Genomic DNA, 18,820 nt, shown 5'->3' with positions numbered 1-18,820 from the left:
GCGCCGGTTCTGCCCGTAAGCTTGCTGCTATGCAGCAGCGCTACGTCGGCAACAGTGGATTGCGAGTTTCCGCCCTTTCCCTCGGCACCATGTCCTGGGCCGGCGAAACGGACGAACAGGACGCCTCTGAGTTGTTGCGCACCTTCCTCAATGCCGGCGGCCGGCACGTCGATACCGCTGCCTCGTACGCGGACGGACGTTCGGAGGCGTTGATCGGTTCCATGCTGGGCGACGTGGTGGCCCGGACGGAGATTTCCATCTCCACCAAAGCGGGAATGACGACGCCCGATGGCCGCCGCGGCGTGGACACGTCGCGCAACGCGATGCTCACCGGCCTTGACGCCAGCCTCGCGAGGCTGGGCACCGACTACGTGGATATCTGGTTCGCGCAGGCCTGGGACCGCAATGTGCCTTTGGAGGAGACGTTGTCCGCTCTGGAGTTCGCTCTCCGCACCGGCCGCGCACGGTATGTGGGGGTTTCCAACTTCAATGGCTGGCAGGCGGCGAAGGCGGCAGCCATCGCCGGTTTCCCCCTTGTGGCCGCGCAGGCGGAGTACTCGTTCCTGCAGCGCAGGCCTGAAGCCGAACTGATTCCTGCTGTTGAGGACGCCGGTATGGGCCTCATGGCGTGGGCACCGCTTGGCCGCGGTGTACTGACGGGCAAGTACCGCGGCAGCATACCGTCCGGATCAAGGGCAGCCTCCGCAACCGAGGCCGGGTACGTTGAGCCGTACCTGGAGGAGCAGCCGTCCCGGACGGTGGAAGCTGTCTGCATGGCCGCCAAAGGCCTGGGACGGACACCCCAGGACGTAGCCCTCAGCTGGCTCCTGTCCCAGCACGGTGTTGCCACGGCGATCGTGGGCCCACGGACGCCTGCCCAGCTGAAGGAACTGGTGGATGCGCAGCTCACCCCGCTGCCGCCTGAAATTGCCAGGGCCCTGGAGGACGTGTCAGCGCAGCATTAGGTCCCCTGCACTGGGTCCGCGGTCCTACTCCTGGACGATTTCAAGGTCTTCGTCGTCGTCCACGTCGCTCTCGTCGTCTTCCTCGTCCTCGTCATCAAAAACCTGGAGCGGCGTGACCTCGTTATAAGCCTCATAGAGTGCGTCCTCATAAACCTCGAAGGCGTCTGCGACTGCAAAAAACGCTGCCTCCACGGAGGGGTCACCATCTCCGCGGCGGTTGGATGCTGCTATAAGGTGTTCTTCCAAAGCGGTGGTCAAGGACTGAAGCGCGACACGCGGATCGATGCTCATGACTTCACGTTAGCCGGAAAAGGACGAAAATGGAGAGCAAATGAAGGAACAATTTCTCACCAGCTCGGTCCAGCGGGAACGGGACTATTTGAGGCAGTACGAGTACCTCGTACTGACCGTCAGTCCTGTCGATTCCCTGCATGAGGCACGGCGCCGCCTGGTGGAACACTCCGAGTACGGCAAGTGGGAGCTGGAGCGCAGCAAGCTGTACATGGGCGGAGGACGGCGCTTTTGGCTCCGCCGCCGGGTAATGCAGGTCCAAAGGACGGTCTAGGTCAGTCCTCGAGCGGACCCAACCAGGCGTTGGCCACTGTGTTGTGGGCAGACTCGTCGTCGGATGGATGGAACATGCCGGCAAGTACGTCCCGGTACAGCCGTTCCAGTTCGGATCCCCGGAAATAGCTGGATCCGCCGCTGACGCGGATGGCCAGGTCCACGACGCGCCGCGCCGTTTCCGTGGCGTTGACTTTCAGGCCCACCAGCTTGGGAAACCACTGCGGTCCATGGTCCACAAGGGAATCCACGTCAGCTGTGACCGCACGCAACTGGGGGTACAAGCTATCCATGGCCATGGCGGCATCGGCCACCTTCCAGCGGATGTCCGGGTCCTGGGCGTAGCTGCGCCCGCCGTTCTTGAACGAGGTGCGGCGCCTGGCGTTTTCCACCCCGACGGCCAGGGCCCGCTCCCCCAGCCCGGTGTAGACGGCGGCCAGCAGCGTCTCGAAACAGGCAAAGATAGCGAAGATCAGGGGGTCACGGCTGGGGCCGACGGGAATCTTGCGGAAGATCCGCCCGGACGGAACCCTGGCGCCGTCCAGGACGGTGGTGCAGGACTGGCTGGACCGCATCCCAAGGGTGTCCCAGTCGTCGAGGATGCGGTATCCGGGCGTTTGGCGCGTGATGAAGCCATGGACCAGTTCGCCCTCGCCGTCCCGGCCGGAAGGGTCCTTCCCGAAGATACCCAGCCTCGTCCATACAGGTGAGAGGCTGGTGAAGATCTTGGTTCCCGTGAAGGAGTAGCCGCCGTCGGGCAGGGGTTCGGCGGAGGTCCGGGAGTCGAACAGGACGGCGTCGTTGCCGGCCTCCGAGTTGCCGAACGCGAAGATCTCGCCGTTGGCCGCTTCCTTGAGCACGAAGTCCAGGGAGTCGTCGCCGCGGGCTCCGAGGACATGCGCGACGCCGGTCCAGACAAGGTGCATGTTGAGGGCCAGTGCGGTGGCGGGGGCGGCCGTTGCCAGCCTCTTTTGGCACTGCGCTGCCGCCTCGAGGCCAAGCCCGGCACCGCCGTCGGACGCTGGAACAAAAAGCTTCAGGTAGCCGGCCGCGGCCAGGTCCCGGAGGTCCTCGTGGAAGAAGGCGTTGTCCCTGTCGTAGCCGGCGGCGCGCCCGCGGATCTGTTCCAGCAACGCGTCCGGCAGGATTTCCTCCGGAGTCATGGCGGCCCGGCTCAGTAGTTGGTGAGGAGGGTGTTCAGCACCCGGGCACCGAACTTGAGGGAGTCGGCAGGCACGCGCTCGTCCACGCCGTGGAACATACCGGTGAAATCGAGGTCGTCGGGGAGCATCAGGGGCGCGAAACCGTAGCCTGTGATGCCCAGCCGGCTCAGCGACTTGTTGTCCGTGCCGCCGGAGAGCGTGTAGGGCAGGACCTTCGCACCGGGATCCTCGGAGTGCAGCGCGTCGATCATCGAGTCCACCAGGTTGCCGGCAAAGGGGACCTCCAGCGAGACGTCGTTGTGGACGTAGCTGACGTCAACGCCGGCACCGGCCAGCTCGCGCACGATCTCCAGGACGTGGTCCTGCTGGCCGGGAAGGGTCCGGCAGTCGATCAGTGCCTCGGCGGATTCCGGGATGACGTTGTGCTTGTAGCCGCCTTTGAGCAGCGTGGGGTTGGTGGTGTTCTGCAGGGTGGCGCCCACAAAGCGCGCCACCGTCCCCAGCTGGCTCAGCAGGACGTCTGGATTCTCGGCGTCGAACTCCACGCCGGTGAGTTCGGTCACGCCGTCCAGGAACTGCCGGGTGGTGGGCGTCAGCTCGATGGGCCACTTGTACTCACCGATCCTGGTAACGGCGGCGGCAAGCCGGGTCACCGCATTGTCGGTGCTGATCTGGGAGCCGTGGCCGGCCCTGCCGTGGGCCACGAGCCGGAGCCACGAGATGCCTTTTTCCGCGGTCTGGAGCAGGTAGGTGCGCTGCCCTCCGATGGTGGCCGAGAAGCCGCCTACCTCGGAGATGGCTTCGGTGGCGCCTTCGAACAGTTCAGGCCGCTTGTCCACCGCGTAGCGGGCTCCGTAGGCGCCGCCCGCTTCCTCGTCCGCGAAGAAGGCGAAGATGATGTCCCGCTTGGGCTTTTTGCCTGTGCGGGCAAAGCTGCGCAGGACGGCGAGGATCATGGCGTCCATGTCCTTCATGTCGACGGCGCCGCGGCCCCAGATGAGCCCGTCCTTCAGTTCGGCGCCGAACGGGTCCACGGACCACTGGTCCCGCAGCGCGGGTACGACGTCCAGGTGGCCGTGCACCACCAACGCGCTCGCGGAGGGGTCCTCACCGGCCATCCGCGTCACCACATTGGCCCGCCCCGGCGCCGACTCGAAGATCTCCGCGTCCAGGCCTGCTTCCTCGATCAGCCCTGCGGCGTACTCCGCCGCCGCCCGCTCCCCCGGCCCCGAACCGTCACCGTAGTTTGAGGTATCTATCCGGATAAGTTCCTGGCAGATCCGGACAACTTCATCCTCGGGCAGGACGTCAGGCATGGAAAGCTCCTCACTTGGAAATGGCGCTGGGAACGTGCTGAATCGCTGCCCCCAGCCTACCCACTTGGCCCGATTCCATGTTTGGTGAAAGTTCATGTTAGAGTTTTTCTCGCTGCTTCGGAGAGGCGCGAAACGCTGAAAGGCGCAAATGCTTCCCCGAAATACCACCTGCGCGGGTGGCGGAATGGCAGACGCGCTAGCTTGAGGTGCTAGTCCTCGAAAGGGGGTGGGGGTTCAAGTCCCCCTCCGCGCACAGAGAAAGCCCCGGGAAACCGGGGCTTTTTTGTGTCTCCACCCACGCGAGATGCATTTTCAACCACGTCTGAGTGAATGTGCGACGCCCTTCAGGGGGTTCGTTGCATAGTCTTCTGCACTCCTTCGCCGCTGTGTAAGAACGGGAGAGGCCGTGTGCGTGGTCCCGGCTGACGAAGCTGCCCTGACGCACCTCCGTGGAGAGCTCCTCCTAATGGACCCCGCATTCAGCGAGCATTGCATTCCGCCGCGGCACCGGCACTCCGGTCCGTTCCTTATGGCCGAAGTGGTGATACGGGAGCATCCCGACGCTGTTCCGCACCGCGTCTGCCTGCGGCCACCTCAGGTTTTCGAGGTCGCCTTCCCGGCCGTCCAGGTGTTGGGTGCGGCCGTCGAAGCCGGCGAGCTCGTCGACCTCGGGGCGGAGGCGGTTGAACTTCGCGGTCGCCAGTGCGGCTGTTGTGGAGACGATCGGCAGGGCGCTGGAACGCGAGTGTGTCGGGCATGGCCATCATGTGTGCGGAGACCACGGGTCCATTGCTGGGTTAGAAGACCTGGCTCTCCAGGAAGCTGTAAACGGCCCAGGCAAGCACCCCGACGGAGATGACGGATGTGATGGCTCCCGGAATGCGCCCCCGACGTCGGACCACAGCGATCACGGCCAGGACCAGGGTTGTGATGAAGAGGGGAAAGGTCACGCCCGACAGAAAGTAGAAGAATGGGATGCCGGAGTCCACGCCACCGCCAATAATCCATGCGGCCCAGAAGACCCCGGCAGTGTTGAGCGCCAGCAGCATGAGGGAGATCGCCCCCATGCTTAGCCAGCGACGTGGCGCGCGCGCTCGTCCTGTGCGGGAAGCTTCGGTCGTCATCGGCTGGGCCAGTCCTCCGGCCGGTAGCCGAACTGCCCGGAGCGGCGGCGTTCACGGACGCCCGTGTCCGGTTCGGGGGCGGCGTAGTCCCTTGGGTTTGTGTGCAGGCTGTCCTTGTCCTTCTCGAGCTTGTCGCTCCGGGGCCGCTTCTTGAATGCCCGTTCAGACACGGCTGTCCTTCCGAGAGGTAGGTTGCGGCCCTGCTGCACGAGCCGATGGCCCACACACTAGCCGCAACAACCCGTGTTTGAAACGTTAAAGAGCATTCTGACGTCGAGGATGAACCGCGGCGCCTCGGACCGCACAAGATGGCCGCCGGTAACCCTCCTTGCGGCAGGTGTCCCTTACGCTGGCTTTTTCTTCCCAGCAGCCCGGCCAACTCGGCCGCCTTCTGAGCCGATGAAGTGTTGCGAATCTCCGTAGTTGGCCGCCGTTCGCCCATGGCGATGATCTGTTCGTAGTGACTTTCAGTGAAGCGGACGGTGCGTTCATTGAGCCGCAAGTGAGGCCAGGCGTTTGTGTAGTACATTTCCCGCACCATCCGCAGGGGGATGCCCAGACGCTCGGCGGGTTCTTCTGGCTGGAATTTGGATGCATCAGAAGGGACAAGGAGTGCCAAAAACCCCGTAATCCAGCGGTTCTCCTTGGACACGCCACGCCGAGATGGGGGTTCAAATCCCTCTCCACGCACAAAGAAAGCCCCGAAACCGGGGCTTTCTTGTGTCGCTACCAACGCTCATCCTGATGACGGGCCTTACACGGTCCCGTCATCAGGATGTTCGAGATGCCATTCGTGCCGCAGGTTGAACTTGCACAGCAGGGGCCTGGTCATGGCAGCCGCCGATTCAGATCGCAGCGCCCTGTACTTCCCCATAATGGACTTCACCGCCTCCAAGAGGGAACTGGCAAAGGTCCGCGGCGGGCAGCCATTGGCTGGGGGTTCTCGGCCATGACCGGGTCCTGCCCGGAGCAGACTCGTTATAATCTGAAGAATGCCGATCATGCGCCTCAAGCGAGGCCTCCACGTCCAGCAGTCCATCATCAACCGGTGCGGGAGCGGTCTGTGAGCGGCGGTCTCGTTGCCCTGCTGGACGACGTCGCAGCTTTGGCCCGAATAGCAGCCGCGTCCGTGGACGACGTCGCTGCCGGGGCGGCCAAGGCGGGGGCTAAGGCTGCCGGCGTGGTCATTGATGACGCTGCCGTGACTCCCCAGTACGTGTCCGGCACGGACCCCTCCCGCGAACTGCCGATGATCAAGCGGATTTTCTGGGGCTCACTCCGGAACAAGCTGCTGATCATCCTGCCGGCCCTGCTGCTCATCAGCACTTTCGTTCCGGGGGCCATCCCATTCATCCTCATGCTGGGCGGGACCTACCTCTGCTACGAGGGCGCCGAAAAGGTCTGGCACAAGCTCCGCGGCCACCACACTGCGGACGAGGATAAGCCCGCAGTGGAACGGGGGCCCGAGGCAGAAGCCAAAGTGGTCAAGGGCGCCATCACCACGGACTTCATCCTGTCCTGCGAAATCATGGTCATCTCCATGAACGAGGTTGCAGCCGAGTCCCTGTGGGTCCGGGCGTTCATCCTGGTGCTTGTGGCTCTTGTAATTACGGTGCTCGTCTATGGGGCCGTCGCGCTCATCGTCAAGATGGACGACGTCGGCCTGCACCTGGCAGCCAAGGACTCCGCCGGCTCCCAGCGCGTCGGCGAACTGCTCGTCAAGGGGATGCCCTCCGTGCTGGCCGCGATAACCCTGGTGGGGACGGTCGCAATGCTGTGGGTCGGCGGCCACATCATGCTGCAGGGAGCGTACGACCTCGGCTGGCACGGCCCGTATGACGTGGTCCATGCCCTGGAGGCCCCCTTCGCCGGTATCGCTGTAGTGGGCGGCGCCCTGGCCTGGCTCGTGAACACCCTGTGTTCGGCCGTCTTCGGACTCGCTTGGGGCCTCATCGTCGTGGCTGTAGTAGGGCCGCTCCTGAAGGTCCTGCCGTTCGGCAAGAAGAAGAGCGCGCACGAAGTGGACGACGTCCGGGCTGCGGCCGCCGGTTCCAAACCGGCTCGAGGCGAGGCTGATTCGTCCTCGTAGTCCTAAAGTCTGACTGCAGCGCCCGGCAGTTGGCCCTGTGCAAGGGAACACTCAACACTTCTCGTTTACAGGAAGGCCTTGCTAGGCTGGAATTTGGTCAGGCAGACGGCCGCTCACTTGTTTCGAAGAGGAGCCCGTCCATGGCCACCCAGGTTTCCGTCGCCGTCGGCGTGCACATCCAGCCAAGGGTCACGCCCGCTCGACAGCCCCGCCGGGGGCGTCCATCATGAGTGCGGGCGGCCTCCGTGGGCAGGGCAACTACGTCTTCCAAACGTCCAGGCGATGGCCATGGGTTTCCACCCCGGACCTGGTAAAGCTGCGCCGCACCCTTCAGCGGCCGCGGGACTTCGTCGATTCGGATGAGGCCGGAAAGCTGCTGCGGCCGACGGAGCAGGAACTGCACCACCGCACGCGCGAGCCGAACTGTCCGCAAGATTCCCGTCCCACAGGGCCGGAATAAGCCGGCGGGATGTGGCCCAGTGACGCACCATTTCGGGGGTGGGCCACATCCCGTCATTTCAGGCAGGCAGCCAGGACAGTGGCGATTGCATCATGCTCGGCAGGGGTGACCCACAGCTGGTATTTGGCCTTCACGGCTGTCTGGCGGGCAACATATTCGCAGCGAAAAGCTTTGTTTGGGGGCAGCCAGGTGGCCGCGTCCTTGTCTCCCTTGGCGCCGTTGGTGGAACCGTCCGCCGCCATCAGGTTCAGCGGATCATTGGCGAACTGCTGCCGCTGCTCCCCACTCAGCTGCCGAGCGCCTTTCTGCCACGCGTCGCTGAGCGGAACGAGATGGTCAATCTGGACTGCGGCACTAGTCTTGTCGCCCCGGACAAAACTGATCGTGGTCCCGGTGTATCTGTCAGCCAGTGTTCCTGTGCTGACGACGCAGTCGCGTGTACCGGGCTTAAAGGTCTCATCCTCAAGGTCGCGGGCAAGGATGTCGTTTCGGGTGTCGCAGCCGTTGCGGTCCACATCAGCCCAGGCAGGGCCGAACTCCTCCCGGGAATAACCGGTTTTGGGGGCGCGGCCTTTGATGGGGATTCTTTCCAGTGCCGCCAGCGCTTCGGCAGCCCCTTGCAGCTCGAAGCCATGCCCTGCGGGCTCGCTGGCAGGTCGCCCAAGGGCGATTCCCTGGCCGCCGTCCAGAATCTCCGTCACAGACTGCGCTGCGCCGCCACAACCTGCGAGCGCTCCCGCAAGGATGATGCCGGCCATGAGCGCGGAACAAGTGGCGTGGGGCCGTCTGATTGGATCCTCCTTCGGGGCAGCGGTTCCGTCCACGCTACCGGGCGTAACAGCAGCCCCGGCGGAGGCGGTCCGTTGTGCCGGTCACAGTCGGAACTCTGGCGGAGGTTCGCCCGGCAAGGCAGTATGTGCCCATGGAAGACTTTCCGACGGCGGAGGCTGGCACCGGGCATATCGTCCTGCTGGGCGATTCCATCTTTGATAACGCCGCCTATGTCGGCGGCGGTCCCGCCGTCATCGCCCAGTTGCGGCACGCCGTGCCCGGGTGGAAGTGCACGCTTCTGGCCGTGGACGGGGACGTTGTGGGAGGCGTTTCCCGCCAGCTTGTTTTCCTGCCGTCCGATGCCACGCATCTGGTGGTCAGCGCGGGCGGCAACGACGCCCTGGCTTATGCACCGCTCCTGCAGGAGCGTTCCTCTTCCGTGGGGGAAGCTCTCGCCATGCTCGCGAGCGCGCAGGATACGTTTGCCGCCGATTACGGGGCGATGCTGGACAGGGTGGGGTCAGCAGGGCTGCCTTTCGCAGTGTGCACCATCTATGACACTCCGCCTTCGGAGCCGGGGCAGAGAATCATCAAGGCGGCACTGTGCCTGTTCAACGATGCCATTACCAGGGCCGCGTTTTCCCGTGGCGCTGCACTTATCGACCTTCGGCTCATCTGCAGCGTCGACACCGACTACGCCAACCCCATTGAACCGTCATCGCAGGGCGGGCAGAAAATCGCCCGCGCCATCTCCTCCTTTACGCAGAGGAAACCGCTGCCGGACATGGGCCAATCGATCGTCATCACCCGGTAAGGGAAGGCGACGGCATTGAGTCGCGTCAGTGCGGACGCAGTCTGCGTGGCGGCCTATGGCGCCTGGCCTGTTCCTCCATCCGGGAGTCCTGCACAACCGGGCGGTACCTGACCCGCCGCTTCCCTGACCGGCTGGCTCTCCGCTCCTGACGCCGGGCTTTCCGTTCCGGGCGGTCTATCCCGGACAGGATCGCGAACGTTCCGCCCATCCAGAGGAACGCCACCGTAAACACCAACGCAATCTCTATGTCAGCGCCCATAGCCCTATTTTAGGGCTCCAAGCCCCTGAAGGAGCCCCCAAACCTAGCGCTTTCCAGCCTTGGAAGCGCTACAACAACCCCAACTCGCGGACCGCGGCCAGGACATCCGCAACCGTGACTGCCAGCAGCGCCGGGTCCGGCTGGTCAGCGAAGGTGTCCCCCCGCCGCAGCTCGGCACGCGTCAGGACAACATGCGGTCCGGGCGGAGGCCCCCAGATCTCGGGTGGGGCGGGTCCAAAAAGCACCACTGACGGCGTTCCGTAAGCCGACGCGAGATGGGCAGCACCGGTATCAGCCGAGATGACAAGGCGCGCGGCAGCGATGGCTGCAGCAAACTCGCCCAGGCCAAGCCGCCCCGCCAGCACCGCACCGTCCGGGAGCCCCGCACGCCGGCAGACGTCAACCGCCCTGTCCCGTTCCCCGCTTCCCCCAGTGAAGACAACGTTGTGCCCTGCCTTATCCAGGGCCGTGGCAACAGCAGCGAAACGATCAGCGGGCCAGAGCCGGCTGCCGTAGGCAGCGCCAACATGCAGGACCGTGGCATGGGGAACCGGGCTGCGCACGTGCGGCGTGTTCAAACCAACGTCCAGCGGGTCGGCGTCGATCCCGTGCCATTCCAGGAGGCGTACCCAGCGTTCCCGCTCATGCAGTTCTGCCCGCCAGGGCGGCCCGTCCCGGTGCTCGCTGCGGTGGCCGATCGTCTGCCGCGCCTTAAGGGCATCGATGCGCCCCTGGCTTTCAGGGCCGCTGCCGTGCAGGTTCACTGCCACGTCTACCATGCCCGCTTCCAGGGCCAGCGGCTCGTCCAGGCCATGCGTGGGCAGGAGCTCGTAGCCACCCACAAGTCCCAGGGCTTCCGAGAGCCACCCCTGGGCCGCATACCGCAGCCGGTGTCCGGGGAACGTGCGCCGAAGGGCCTTGAGGGCAGGCACCGCAACCAGCAGGTCGCCCAGCTTCAGGGCCCGCAGGACAAGAAGCTCCGGCTTACCATCAATGCGGTTGTCCGGACCGGTAGCCATGGAAATGTCCGCGCCGCTCATGCGTCCGCTTTGGCCAGTTCGGAAGCTGCCAGGCTGCGTACGTCCTCATGTACATCCCGTACCGGGATACCGGCCACTACTGAGTCATCATGCGGGCAGCGCGGCGCCGTCCACCCAACCTGGGTCACGTCTATGCCGCAGGTAGGGCAGGCGGTCACCCAGGAGGCGTGGATGCGGTGGAGGCTCCTGCCCAGCGCACCGGCATTTATGACATTGCCCACCCAGAAAATACCCACTGTTGGAACTCCCAGCGCCTGGGCAAGGTGCCGGGGCCCGCTGTCATTACCCACAACTACGGCCGCCCGGACCAGCAGTGCCACAAGTCCGCCCATGTCCAGGTCCCCGGCGAATGAATGGACATTGGCGGAAGCTGCCTGTTCCACCACCTGCCCGGCAAGGGCGCGTTCATTCTCATCCCCGATGACCGCAACGCGGAAGCCGTCCGCGGCGCATGCCGCCGCAAGTTCAGCGAACCGGCTGACGGGCCAGCGGCGGCGGGGATCCGTGGCGCCCGGATGCACCACTACCCAAGGCCCGGCACCGTCGTCGCGCGTTACGACGGCGGGCGGGGCGCCGCCTTCAGCCGGCGCCAGGCGGGCCTCCAGGTCGAGGGGGAAAGCGCCGGCCATGCCGGCGACCTCCAGCGCCCTTAGGGGCTCATGCTGGTAGTAGATATAGGGAACCGTGCGCTCGAGGCTGGCGGCGTCCGCCGTCCGGGTGCCTGCCGTGTGCCGCGCCCCAAGGCGAAGCAGGAAGGGATTGGAGTACCTGCCGCCGCCATGTAGCTGGACGGCCAGGTCGAACCGGCGTCCGCGCATGTCATCAAAGAACGCGTCCAGCTCCGCCGGGTCCTCCTCCCCCGGGCGCACGCCTTCAGCGAATGGCAACACGCACACTTCATCCACCGGGCTCTTGGTTGCCGCAAGCAGCGCCCTGTGGACGGGAGTGCCCAGCAAGGTCAGGGTTGCTCCGGGGTAGGCTGCCTTGAGCGCTGCCATGGCAGGGATGGCGAAGATCAGGTCTCCAAGGCCTCCGCCCCGCAACACGGCGATCCTTGAAACGGACTCGAATTTTTCCAGGACCGGACCAACACCCGTACCTACCTGCACTGAACCACCGAATTCGGCAGTGAGCTGCTCCACATGCTCCCCTTACCAGTAGTGCGGACCGCGCTGATTGCCGCGCCATCCGCTGCCCATGCAGCCCCAACGCGGCGGTAAACCGCAAGGCTGCCTTCCTTGAACCATTACCCAGGGGACGGTCAATATACTCCGGGTATTGGGGAATAGCCGCATGATGCTGTACGTTTCATACGCGACAGGCGAACCAAAGAAAAGAGAAGCACCTAAAGTGGCAACCGATTACGACGAACTGCGCTCCGACGTCAAGGAATCGCAGGACAACTCACTCGAGCAGCTCCAGTCAGCAAATGCTCCCGACGCACGCAGCGTTGTGCTGGAGCTGGACGAGGCTGACGGGCTCGACGGAGCCGGCGTGCCCGGAGGCGAGTTCGTGGCCGAAGAGCTCGTGGTACAGGTCATCCCGCAGGCTGAAGACGAATTCACCTGCTACTCCTGCTTCCTGGTCCGTCACCGGTCCCAGATTGCGCGCCAGAAGGATGGCCACAGCTACTGCACCGAGTGCGAAGGCTAAATAATTCAGCCGACGTGGGGCTGCGGCACGTCCGCAGTCCCACCGATCCTGAGGCACGCCCGGCTGTTGGCGTGCCTTCCGGTTTTAAGCCCGCACCCAGCCGGCCCCTGTACCGTTGCGCCCATGGCTTACGATGACCCCGTCAGCGAGCGGCCCTGATGACTATACCTGGGGACCTTTGGGACAAACTGCTGGGAGCGTTCAGCCGGGCAGATGCTCCCAGCGTGACACTGACCGAACTGGCACTGGCGGTGATGGCAGCTGCCGCCCTGTCAGTGCCCCGCCGCTCCTGGCGGTACTTCGGCCTGCTGGCCACGGCCACACACGAGATGGGGCACGCTGTTGCTGCGGTGCTCAGCGGCCAGCGGTTATCCGGGATCCGGCTCGGCCTGGACCACTCCGGCACCACCACCACGTACAGCCGCAGCAGGCTCGCCACCGCCTGGTCCTGCTTTTGGGGCTATCCGGTACCCGCCATTGTCGGCGCGACGTTTGTGTGGTGCGGCTTCAGCGGATGGGGACCGGCGGCCGTTGCAGGCGGGGCCGTGGCCCTGGCTGCCTCGTTGCTCTTCCTCCGGAACCTGACAGGCGTGCTGATCACGTCCGCGGCAATTGCCGTCACCCTGCTCCTGATCCTCTTTGTGCCGGCCGCCTTCGTCGGACATCTGGCCGTCATCCTGGGCCTGGCCCTGCTCGTGGCCGCCGTACGCGACCTCATCAAGCTCACCCACGTGCACCTGCGCCGCAGGGACCGGCTGGCCAGTTCCGACGCGTACCTCCTCTGGCGTGCCACTTCGGTGCCCTCCGCCGTCTGGATCCTTCTGTTCGCGGCCCTTGTGGCTGGCTCGTGGCTCTGGGCCTGGCAGCCCATCTCCACTGTCCTGCCCACGGGAGCATAGGGTGGTCCCATGAGCCAGGAAACGGACAGCACACAGCAGGCGGCAAGGGCACAGGCCTCGGAGAACAAGGCCGAACACAGCACCCGCGGCGCGTACGTCACTGGTGGAGCGGAATTCAACCGCGACACCAACTACATCGAAGACCGCATCACGAGGGACGCAGCCCCCGGCCCGAACGGGGAGCCGGGCTGGCCGGTGGAGGCCGGACGCTACCGGCTGATCGCGGCGCGTGCCTGCCCCTGGGCCAACAGGACCGTGATCGTCAGGCGCCTGCTTGGCCTTGAAGACGCCATCTCACTGGGACAACCCGGTCCCACCCACGATGCCCGTTCATGGACGTTTGACCTCGATCCTGGCGGGGTGGACCCGGTCCTGGGCATCGAGCGCATCCAGGACGCCTACTTCAGGCGGTTCCCGGACTATCCCCGCGGCATCACCGTCCCCGCGATCGTGGATGTCGCCAGCGGCGCAGTGGTGACCAACAACTTTCCGCAGATAACCTTGGACTTTTCCACCGAGTGGACCGAATTTCACCGTGCCGGAGCGCCGGACCTGTACCCGGAGCATCTGCGCCAGGAAATCGACCAGGTCAACAAACGCGTGTTCACCGAGGTCAACAACGGCGTCTACCGCTGCGGTTTTGCCGGGTCCCAGGAAGCCTACGACTCCGCCTACGCCCGGTTATGGGCAGCCCTTGATTGGCTGGAGGAGCGCCTCTCGGGACAGCGCTATCTGGTGGGTGACACAATCACCGAGGCCGACGTAAGGCTCTTCACCACACTTGCCCGGTTCGATCCCGTCTACCACGGCCACTTCAAGTGCAACCGGCAAAAACTCAGCGAATTGCCCGCCCTGTGGGGCTACGCGCGGGACCTGTTCCAAACTCCCGGCTTCGGCGACACCATCGATTTCGTCCAGATCAAGCAGCACTATTACATCGTCCATGAGGACATCAACCCCACCGGCATTGTCCCTGCAGGACCGGACCTCAAGGGCTGGCTGGAACCCCATGGCCGGGAATCGCTTGGAGGCCGCCCCTTCGGGGACGGGACACCGCCCGGGCCCGTCCGGGAAGGGGAGGAAGTCATGCCTGGGCACGGGGCGCCAGCCGAGGGGCAGTAAGCGTTTTCCGGATAAGCTGGGCGCCATGGATAGAGCTCAAGGCTACGTAGCGCCCGGATACAACAACGTCCTGGACCTGTTCGAGTCGCTCCTGCGCGAGGATCCGCACTACAGCGCACAGCTGGCCGCCTACAAGGACGGGGTCCCGGTGGTGGAACTGACGGGCGGGCCGGACATGGCGCCGGACACTTTGACGGGAGCCTACTCCTGTTCGAAGGGGGTGGCTGCCATGGTCATAGCGCTGCTGGTGCAGGACGGTGTGCTCGACCTCGACCGCACCGTAGCGCACTACTGGCCGGAATTCGGCGCGCACGGCAAGGACCGACTCCTGGTCCGGCAGGCTCTGTCGCACCAGGCAGGGCTCATGGGCATTGAAGGCGGCTTCGGGCTGGACGAATTCACCACCCCTGCCGCCGCGGCCCGGCTAGCCCTGGCTGTACCCACCTGGCAGCCCGGCCGGCAGTTTGGCTACCACGCGCTCACCATCGGGATCATCATGGAAGAGCTGTGCCGGCGGACAGCAGGGGAAAGCCTGCAGGAGCTCTACGAAGGGCGGATCAGGAGCCCCTTCAATATCGATTTCTTCCTTGGCTTGCCGGAAGACCAGGAGTTCCGCTACCGCGACGTCCTCTACGCGGCCGGCCCGGAGCTGCCCTGGCTCGATCCGCTCAGCCTCGAGGGCCTGAACAGCAACGCCCCGGTCAGCACCATCATGGAGCTTCCCAACATCCGCCCGGTCCGGGCGGCAGGAATGTCTGCGGCGGGCGGCGTAGGAGCGGCACGGGGCCTGGCAAGGCTTTATGCGGCGGCCACCACCGGACTCCAGGGCGGCAAACCGTTCCTGACAACCACCACCCTCGAGCAGATGTCGCAGGAACAGGTATGGGGACTTGACCGGTCCTCCGGGCTGGACAACGCGTTCGCCGTCGTGTTCATGAAGCCGCACCCGTCGCGGAACTTCGGCAGCCACCGCGCGTTCGGGCATGAGGGCGCCAACGCAGCGCTCGGGTTCGCGGATCCTGCCTACGGCCTGGGCTTCGGGTACATTCCACGGCGGCAGGAGGAGGGAAGAACGCCGGGACGTGCCCACCGCCTGGCGGCGGAGGTGCGCCGCTCAGCGGCAGGACTGTCCTGAATCACGCCGCCTGGCCCCGATGCCCGGCCGCCTGACCTGCGCCTTTGGGGGCAGCTGCAAGGGCGCCGTAGGGTGGTACAAATGCGCCAGTCTGAAGCACGCCCGGATGCCAGGTGGGCCAGGGGAACCCTTTTTCTCAAACAGGCGGTGTCCGGCCTGTCGTCGGCCTTTGCGGCGCAGCGGCTGCAGCTGGCGGCCAAGGCGGCTCTTGCGGCCGGCCTCGCCTTCGCCCTTGCGCCGCACATGCCCGGGGCCGCCGCGAACTATCCGTACTACGCCCCCCTGGGTGCGCTGGTGGCGATGTACCACAATGTTGCCGGTTCGGTGCGGCAGGGACTCCAGGCCCTTGCCGGGCTCGCGGTCGGCATCGGCTTGGCGTACGTGTTGGTTACCGTCACGGACCCGTCACCGTTCGCCGTCGCACTCATCATGGGCATAGGAGTGTTGCTCGGCGGCCTGCCGGGGATCGGCTCGGGCAGTGACTGGATTCCGACGGCGGCGCTGCTGGTTTTGCTTGTCGGCGGCAGCAATCCGGACGACTTTTCGTTCGGCTACCTCCTGCAGATGGGTTTCGGAGTTGCCGTTGGAATCGGCATCAACTTCCTGGTCTTTCCGCCGCTGCACCTGAACGCCGCGGCTGCCAGCCTGGATGAGCTCCGCCTGGCCCTCGGCCGGCAACTCAGCGACATGGGAGCGGCCCTTAAGGAAGAGTGGCCACCCAAACATGAGGACTGGTCCAGCCGTTCAGACGAACTTGCCGCTGCGGCGCGCTCGGTCCGGCACCTGGTCAAGGAAGCCGATGCGAGCCGGCGGGCGAATCCCAGGCGCAAACTGCATCCCCGCGACGTGGACCTTGATTACCGCAACCTGCGCGAACTGGAGAGGGTGACCTTCCACATCCAGGACATCACGGACGTGCTGTCCGACGTCATCTGGGACAGCGAGGCACCGTACAGCGTTCCCCTGCAGGACAACGGTCCCCTGGCAGACGCTTTGTCAGCAACAGGCGACCTCCTGCGCTCGTTCAGCGAGGACGATGCCTCGGCACAGGATGGGCACTTCGAGGCGGCAAGGGCGGCGGTGGAAGCCTGCATGGCTGCCACCGCCGGAAGGCCGGCGGAGCAGGGAATAGTTCCCGCGTCCGAATCGGTCCTGCTGAGCCTGCACCGCATCCTGCGGGCTGTGCGGATGCCCGGCTAGAGGGCGCTGACCGAGCCGCTGAAGTGGCGGCGGCCCGACCTGGGATTCCATGCCACGAAGTCGGAGCGTGTCCGCGTACCGGCATCGCCTTCTTCCGTGCTGATCTCCAAGGCAACCACCCCGGGAAGGAACACCGGGGAGTCGAAATCGACGTCCCAGGTGAAGGAATCTCCACGGGACGGACCTACGTCGGCGAGCGCCCTGGCCGCCAGGTACATGCCGTGGGCTATGGACCGCCGCATCCCCAATGCCTTGGCGGACAGCACGCTCAGGTGAATGGGGTTGAAGTCGCCGGATACCGCTGCGTAGGCGCGGCCGGTATCCACGCCAAGCTGCCAGAGTGCCGTGGGATCCGGTGCCTTGAATTCCGCCCGCGCGGGGGCCGGGGACGGCTTATCGATTCCAGGGAGAAAGACTCCCTTGGCCAGGTAGGTGGACACCCCCAGCCAGGACGCCTCCGCTGCACCTGACAACCGCACTTCCGCCACGACGTCCACCTGTGTCCCTGCACGGTGTCCGCGGAGGTTCTCAACCCTCGCAGAGATATCCATGGTGTCCGAGAAGAGCAGCGGGGAACGCTGCTGAACGCTGTTACGGAGGTGGATCATACCGAGCAACGGCAGAGGGAAGTCGTCCCTGTTCAGCACGCTCATGGCCAGGGGGAAGGCGAGGGCGTGGATGAATCCGGCAGGCAGGACGTCGCTGGCCGTCTCCCCAATCAGGTGCTGGTAGGCGGTCAGCGTGGCAACGTCCACGCCGGCCCCCCGCACTTCATGGCTTGCGGCTGGCAGGACGGATCCATCCTGGGCGCCCAGCAACCGCCGGCGTGCGGCCTGGGCCGCGGCGTTGACGTAGAGCTTGGACAGCGAGGGCATCTCCCCAAGGATGACCGGCTGGGCGGCCGTCATGCCCCCACCATGTTCTGCCCGCAGACCCGCAGCACCTCACCGTTGATGCTGGCCGCTGCATCACTGGCAAGGAAGGACACGGCCTCCGCAACATCCACCGGCAGTCCACCCTGCTGCAGCGAGTTCAGCCGCCGGCCGATCTCGCGGATGGCAAAGGGGATCCGGGCGGTCATCTCGGTTTCGATGAACCCCGGGGCCACTGCGTTGATGCTGCCGCCGAGCGCGGCCATGTGCGGAGCAGTGGACCTGACCATTCCCATGACCCCGGCCTTGGATGCCGCATAGTTGGTCTGCCCCCGGTTGCCGGCGATGCCGCTGGTGGAAGCAATTGACACGATTCGCGGCGATTCCCGAAAGTGCTCCGAGGAGAGCAGCGCTTCGTTGATACGGAGCTGTGCGGTGATGTTGATGTTGATCACCGAGTTCCACCGGGGCTGGTCCATGTTGGCCAGCAGCTTGTCGCGGGTGATGCCGGCGTTGTGGACCATGATGTCCAGGCGGCCGTGGCGCTGCGCGGCATGCTCAACAATCCGTTGTCCTGCGTCGTCCCTGCTGATGTCCAGCTGGAGCGCGGTCCCCCGTACCTCGTTCGCCACCGCCGCCAGCTGGTCGCCTGCCGCGGGGACGTCCACGAGGATGAGCGTGGCGCCATCGCGCTGCAGGGTGCGGGCGATGGCCGCTCCAATGCCGCGTGCTGCTCCGGTGACTACCGCAATCTTGCCGGCCAGCGGTTTTTCCGGGTCACTGGCAAGTTGTCCGGATGTGCCGGACACCGTCACAAACTGCCCGTCCACGAAGGCCGAACGGCCGGAGAGGAAGAACTGGAGTGCTGCAAGGGCACTGGGGCTGGTGGCCTGGATCCCGCTCCTCAGGACAATGCCGTTGCCTGTGGCGCCGGCGCGGAGTTCCTTTGCCAGCGAGCGGAGGAAACCGTCGATCCCTTGCCGGGCAGCGGCAGCTGCAGGGGAATTAGCGTCCGACGCCGGCCTGGACACCGTGACCACGCGACCGCCGGGGGCAAGATCCCGCAGTGAGGCAGCTGCCGAGAGAATGGGCTTTTCGAGGTCCCTTGGGTGTGCCACTTCATCCAGCACCATGATGATGGCGCCCAGTTTTTCGCGCGGTACTGCGTGCCGCCGGACATCAAGGTCCCAGGAAAGGAGTTCGGCGGACAGGGCATCGGCCCCCTGTGTGCTTCCCTGGACCAGGATGGGGCCGGTGATCAGGGGCTGTCCGGCCGCGTAGCGCCGAAGGAGCGTGGGCTGGGGCAGTCCGAGCTTCCTGGCCACATTCCTGCCCAGGCCCTGGTTTACCAGTTGTGCATACTTGTCTGTCACC

Annotated in this window: 20 protein-coding genes and 1 tRNA gene; 11 read left to right on the top strand and 10 right to left on the bottom strand. The window is 65.3% G+C overall.

The window, feature by feature from the left end; translation table 11 throughout:
• Positions 1 to 29: 29 nt before the first annotated feature.
• Complete coding sequence (locus tag KTR40_RS09260; RefSeq protein ID WP_139029177.1) at positions 30 to 965, top strand: aldo/keto reductase; 936 nt, start codon at positions 30 to 32, stop codon at positions 963 to 965.
• Positions 966 to 989: 24 nt separating this feature from the next.
• On the opposite strand, the gene KTR40_RS09255 is transcribed toward KTR40_RS09260, so the two are convergent.
• Positions 990 to 1,256, bottom strand: a complete 267-nt coding sequence (locus KTR40_RS09255; protein WP_104997960.1) for a hypothetical protein — start codon at positions 1,254 to 1,256, stop codon at positions 990 to 992.
• A 40-nt stretch (positions 1,257 to 1,296) separates the two neighbouring features.
• On the opposite strand from KTR40_RS09255, the gene KTR40_RS09250 reads away from it, so the two are divergent.
• The gene (locus tag KTR40_RS09250; RefSeq protein WP_139029176.1) at positions 1,297 to 1,530 is read left to right on the top strand and encodes a DUF5703 family protein; all 234 of its coding nucleotides are present in this window, start codon (positions 1,297 to 1,299) and stop codon (positions 1,528 to 1,530) included.
• A 1-nt stretch (position 1,531) separates the two neighbouring features.
• Here KTR40_RS09250 and KTR40_RS09245 read toward each other — a convergent pair whose 3' ends face one another.
• Both KTR40_RS09245 and KTR40_RS09240 read right to left on the bottom strand, forming a co-directional pair.
• The gene (locus KTR40_RS09245) at positions 1,532 to 2,692 is read right to left on the bottom strand and encodes an acyl-CoA dehydrogenase family protein (protein WP_228405970.1); all 1,161 of its coding nucleotides are present in this window, start codon (positions 2,690 to 2,692) and stop codon (positions 1,532 to 1,534) included.
• Between the two features lie 11 nt (positions 2,693 to 2,703).
• Positions 2,704 to 4,008, bottom strand: coding sequence for a M20/M25/M40 family metallo-hydrolase (locus KTR40_RS09240; protein WP_228405969.1), 1,305 nt, complete (start codon positions 4,006 to 4,008; stop codon positions 2,704 to 2,706).
• A 170-nt stretch (positions 4,009 to 4,178) separates the two neighbouring features.
• Here KTR40_RS09240 and KTR40_RS09235 point away from each other — a divergent pair.
• A tRNA-Leu gene (locus KTR40_RS09235) sits at positions 4,179 to 4,261 on the top strand.
• A gap of 544 nt (positions 4,262 to 4,805) precedes the next feature.
• On the opposite strand, the gene KTR40_RS09230 is transcribed toward KTR40_RS09235, so the two are convergent.
• Both KTR40_RS09230 and KTR40_RS09225 read right to left on the bottom strand, forming a co-directional pair.
• Positions 4,806 to 5,075 (bottom strand): hypothetical protein, encoded by a 270-nt coding sequence (locus KTR40_RS09230; protein ID WP_228405967.1) that lies wholly within the window; start codon positions 5,073 to 5,075, stop codon positions 4,806 to 4,808.
• A gap of 53 nt (positions 5,076 to 5,128) precedes the next feature.
• Positions 5,129 to 5,302, bottom strand: coding sequence for a hypothetical protein (locus KTR40_RS09225; protein WP_171058986.1), 174 nt, complete (start codon positions 5,300 to 5,302; stop codon positions 5,129 to 5,131).
• Positions 5,303 to 6,195: 893 nt separating this feature from the next.
• On the opposite strand from KTR40_RS09225, the gene KTR40_RS09220 reads away from it, so the two are divergent.
• Both KTR40_RS09220 and KTR40_RS09215 read left to right on the top strand, forming a co-directional pair.
• Positions 6,196 to 7,221 carry a DUF808 domain-containing protein gene (locus tag KTR40_RS09220; protein WP_228405965.1) on the top strand — a complete coding sequence of 342 codons (1,026 nt, stop codon included), beginning with the start codon at positions 6,196 to 6,198 and terminating at the stop codon, positions 7,219 to 7,221.
• A 226-nt stretch (positions 7,222 to 7,447) separates the two neighbouring features.
• Entirely contained in the window at positions 7,448 to 7,681 is a 234-nt protein-coding gene (locus tag KTR40_RS09215; protein ID WP_228405963.1) for a hypothetical protein, read from the top strand.
• Positions 7,682 to 7,734: 53 nt separating this feature from the next.
• Here KTR40_RS09215 and KTR40_RS09210 read toward each other — a convergent pair whose 3' ends face one another.
• Entirely contained in the window at positions 7,735 to 8,439 is a 705-nt protein-coding gene (locus KTR40_RS09210; RefSeq protein WP_228405961.1) for an HNH endonuclease family protein, read from the bottom strand.
• A 164-nt stretch (positions 8,440 to 8,603) separates the two neighbouring features.
• Between KTR40_RS09210 and KTR40_RS09205 the strand changes: the two genes are divergently transcribed.
• Positions 8,604 to 9,266 (top strand): GDSL-type esterase/lipase family protein, encoded by a 663-nt coding sequence (locus tag KTR40_RS09205; RefSeq protein WP_228405960.1) that lies wholly within the window; start codon positions 8,604 to 8,606, stop codon positions 9,264 to 9,266.
• A 327-nt stretch (positions 9,267 to 9,593) separates the two neighbouring features.
• Here the strand turns inward: KTR40_RS09205 and KTR40_RS09200 are convergent, their stop codons facing one another.
• Together KTR40_RS09200 and KTR40_RS09195 are read right to left on the bottom strand one after the other, a co-directional pair.
• A complete protein-coding gene (locus tag KTR40_RS09200) occupies positions 9,594 to 10,565 on the bottom strand; it encodes a glycosyltransferase family 9 protein (RefSeq protein WP_228405958.1) in 972 nt (323 codons plus the stop codon).
• Positions 10,562 to 11,707 carry a glycosyltransferase family 9 protein gene (locus tag KTR40_RS09195; protein ID WP_228405956.1) on the bottom strand — a complete coding sequence of 382 codons (1,146 nt, stop codon included), beginning with the start codon at positions 11,705 to 11,707 and terminating at the stop codon, positions 10,562 to 10,564. The genes KTR40_RS09200 and KTR40_RS09195 overlap by 4 nt, the downstream gene beginning before the upstream one ends.
• Before the next feature lie 208 nt (positions 11,708 to 11,915).
• Between KTR40_RS09195 and KTR40_RS09190 the strand changes: the two genes are divergently transcribed.
• From KTR40_RS09190 to KTR40_RS09170, 5 genes are all read left to right on the top strand, one after another.
• Positions 11,916 to 12,218: a DUF4193 domain-containing protein gene (locus KTR40_RS09190; RefSeq protein WP_066275770.1), complete on the top strand. Its 303-nt coding sequence runs from the start codon at positions 11,916 to 11,918 to the stop codon at positions 12,216 to 12,218.
• 158 nt (positions 12,219 to 12,376) lie between these two features.
• Positions 12,377 to 13,117 (top strand): M50 family metallopeptidase, encoded by a 741-nt coding sequence (locus KTR40_RS09185; protein WP_139029167.1) that lies wholly within the window; start codon positions 12,377 to 12,379, stop codon positions 13,115 to 13,117.
• 9 nt (positions 13,118 to 13,126) lie between these two features.
• The gene (locus KTR40_RS09180; protein WP_139029166.1) at positions 13,127 to 14,239 is read left to right on the top strand and encodes a glutathione S-transferase family protein; all 1,113 of its coding nucleotides are present in this window, start codon (positions 13,127 to 13,129) and stop codon (positions 14,237 to 14,239) included.
• A 25-nt stretch (positions 14,240 to 14,264) separates the two neighbouring features.
• Positions 14,265 to 15,374, top strand: coding sequence for a serine hydrolase domain-containing protein (locus KTR40_RS09175; RefSeq protein ID WP_228405954.1), 1,110 nt, complete (start codon positions 14,265 to 14,267; stop codon positions 15,372 to 15,374).
• 147 nt (positions 15,375 to 15,521) lie between these two features.
• Positions 15,522 to 16,574: an aromatic acid exporter family protein gene (locus tag KTR40_RS09170; protein WP_228406089.1), complete on the top strand. Its 1,053-nt coding sequence runs from the start codon at positions 15,522 to 15,524 to the stop codon at positions 16,572 to 16,574.
• Here KTR40_RS09170 and KTR40_RS09165 read toward each other — a convergent pair.
• Positions 16,571 to 17,482, bottom strand: a complete 912-nt coding sequence (locus tag KTR40_RS09165) for a MaoC/PaaZ C-terminal domain-containing protein (RefSeq protein WP_228405953.1) — start codon at positions 17,480 to 17,482, stop codon at positions 16,571 to 16,573. The genes KTR40_RS09170 and KTR40_RS09165 overlap by 4 nt on opposite strands.
• Complete coding sequence (locus KTR40_RS09160; protein WP_228405952.1) at positions 17,479 to 18,819, bottom strand: 3-oxoacyl-ACP reductase; 1,341 nt, start codon at positions 18,817 to 18,819, stop codon at positions 17,479 to 17,481. Before KTR40_RS09160 ends, KTR40_RS09165 begins: the two co-directional genes overlap by 4 nt.
• Position 18,820: the final 1 nt, after the last annotated feature.

Origin of the sequence: Pseudarthrobacter sp. L1SW (assembly GCF_020809045.1) — a bacterium.
Taxonomy (GTDB): Bacteria; Actinomycetota; Actinomycetes; order Actinomycetales; family Micrococcaceae; genus Arthrobacter.
This window is presented reverse-complemented; position numbering and strand designations above follow the sequence as displayed.

Bases quoted from the DNA above. Each gene is read 5' to 3' on its own strand.
- KTR40_RS09260 (WP_139029177.1), top strand. From the start codon at position 30: ATGCAGCAGCGCTACGTCGGCAACAGTGGATTGCGAGTTTCCGCCCTT.
- KTR40_RS09255 (WP_104997960.1), bottom strand. From the start codon at position 1,256: ATGAGCATCGATCCGCGTGTCGCGCTTCAGTCCTTGACCACCGCTTTG.
- KTR40_RS09250 (WP_139029176.1), top strand. From the start codon at position 1,297: ATGAAGGAACAATTTCTCACCAGCTCGGTCCAGCGGGAACGGGACTAT.
- KTR40_RS09245 (WP_228405970.1), bottom strand. From the start codon at position 2,692: ATGACTCCGGAGGAAATCCTGCCGGACGCGTTGCTGGAACAGATCCGC.
- KTR40_RS09240 (WP_228405969.1), bottom strand. From the start codon at position 4,008: ATGCCTGACGTCCTGCCCGAGGATGAAGTTGTCCGGATCTGCCAGGAA.
- KTR40_RS09230 (WP_228405967.1), bottom strand. From the start codon at position 5,075: ATGGGGGCGATCTCCCTCATGCTGCTGGCGCTCAACACTGCCGGGGTC.
- KTR40_RS09215 (WP_228405963.1), top strand. From the start codon at position 7,448: ATGAGTGCGGGCGGCCTCCGTGGGCAGGGCAACTACGTCTTCCAAACG.
- KTR40_RS09210 (WP_228405961.1), bottom strand. From the start codon at position 8,439: ATGGCCGGCATCATCCTTGCGGGAGCGCTCGCAGGTTGTGGCGGCGCA.
- KTR40_RS09205 (WP_228405960.1), top strand. From the start codon at position 8,604: ATGGAAGACTTTCCGACGGCGGAGGCTGGCACCGGGCATATCGTCCTG.
- KTR40_RS09200 (WP_228405958.1), bottom strand. From the start codon at position 10,565: ATGAGCGGCGCGGACATTTCCATGGCTACCGGTCCGGACAACCGCATT.
- KTR40_RS09185 (WP_139029167.1), top strand. From the start codon at position 12,377: ATGACTATACCTGGGGACCTTTGGGACAAACTGCTGGGAGCGTTCAGC.
- KTR40_RS09180 (WP_139029166.1), top strand. From the start codon at position 13,127: ATGAGCCAGGAAACGGACAGCACACAGCAGGCGGCAAGGGCACAGGCC.
- KTR40_RS09175 (WP_228405954.1), top strand. From the start codon at position 14,265: ATGGATAGAGCTCAAGGCTACGTAGCGCCCGGATACAACAACGTCCTG.
- KTR40_RS09165 (WP_228405953.1), bottom strand. From the start codon at position 17,482: ATGACGGCCGCCCAGCCGGTCATCCTTGGGGAGATGCCCTCGCTGTCC.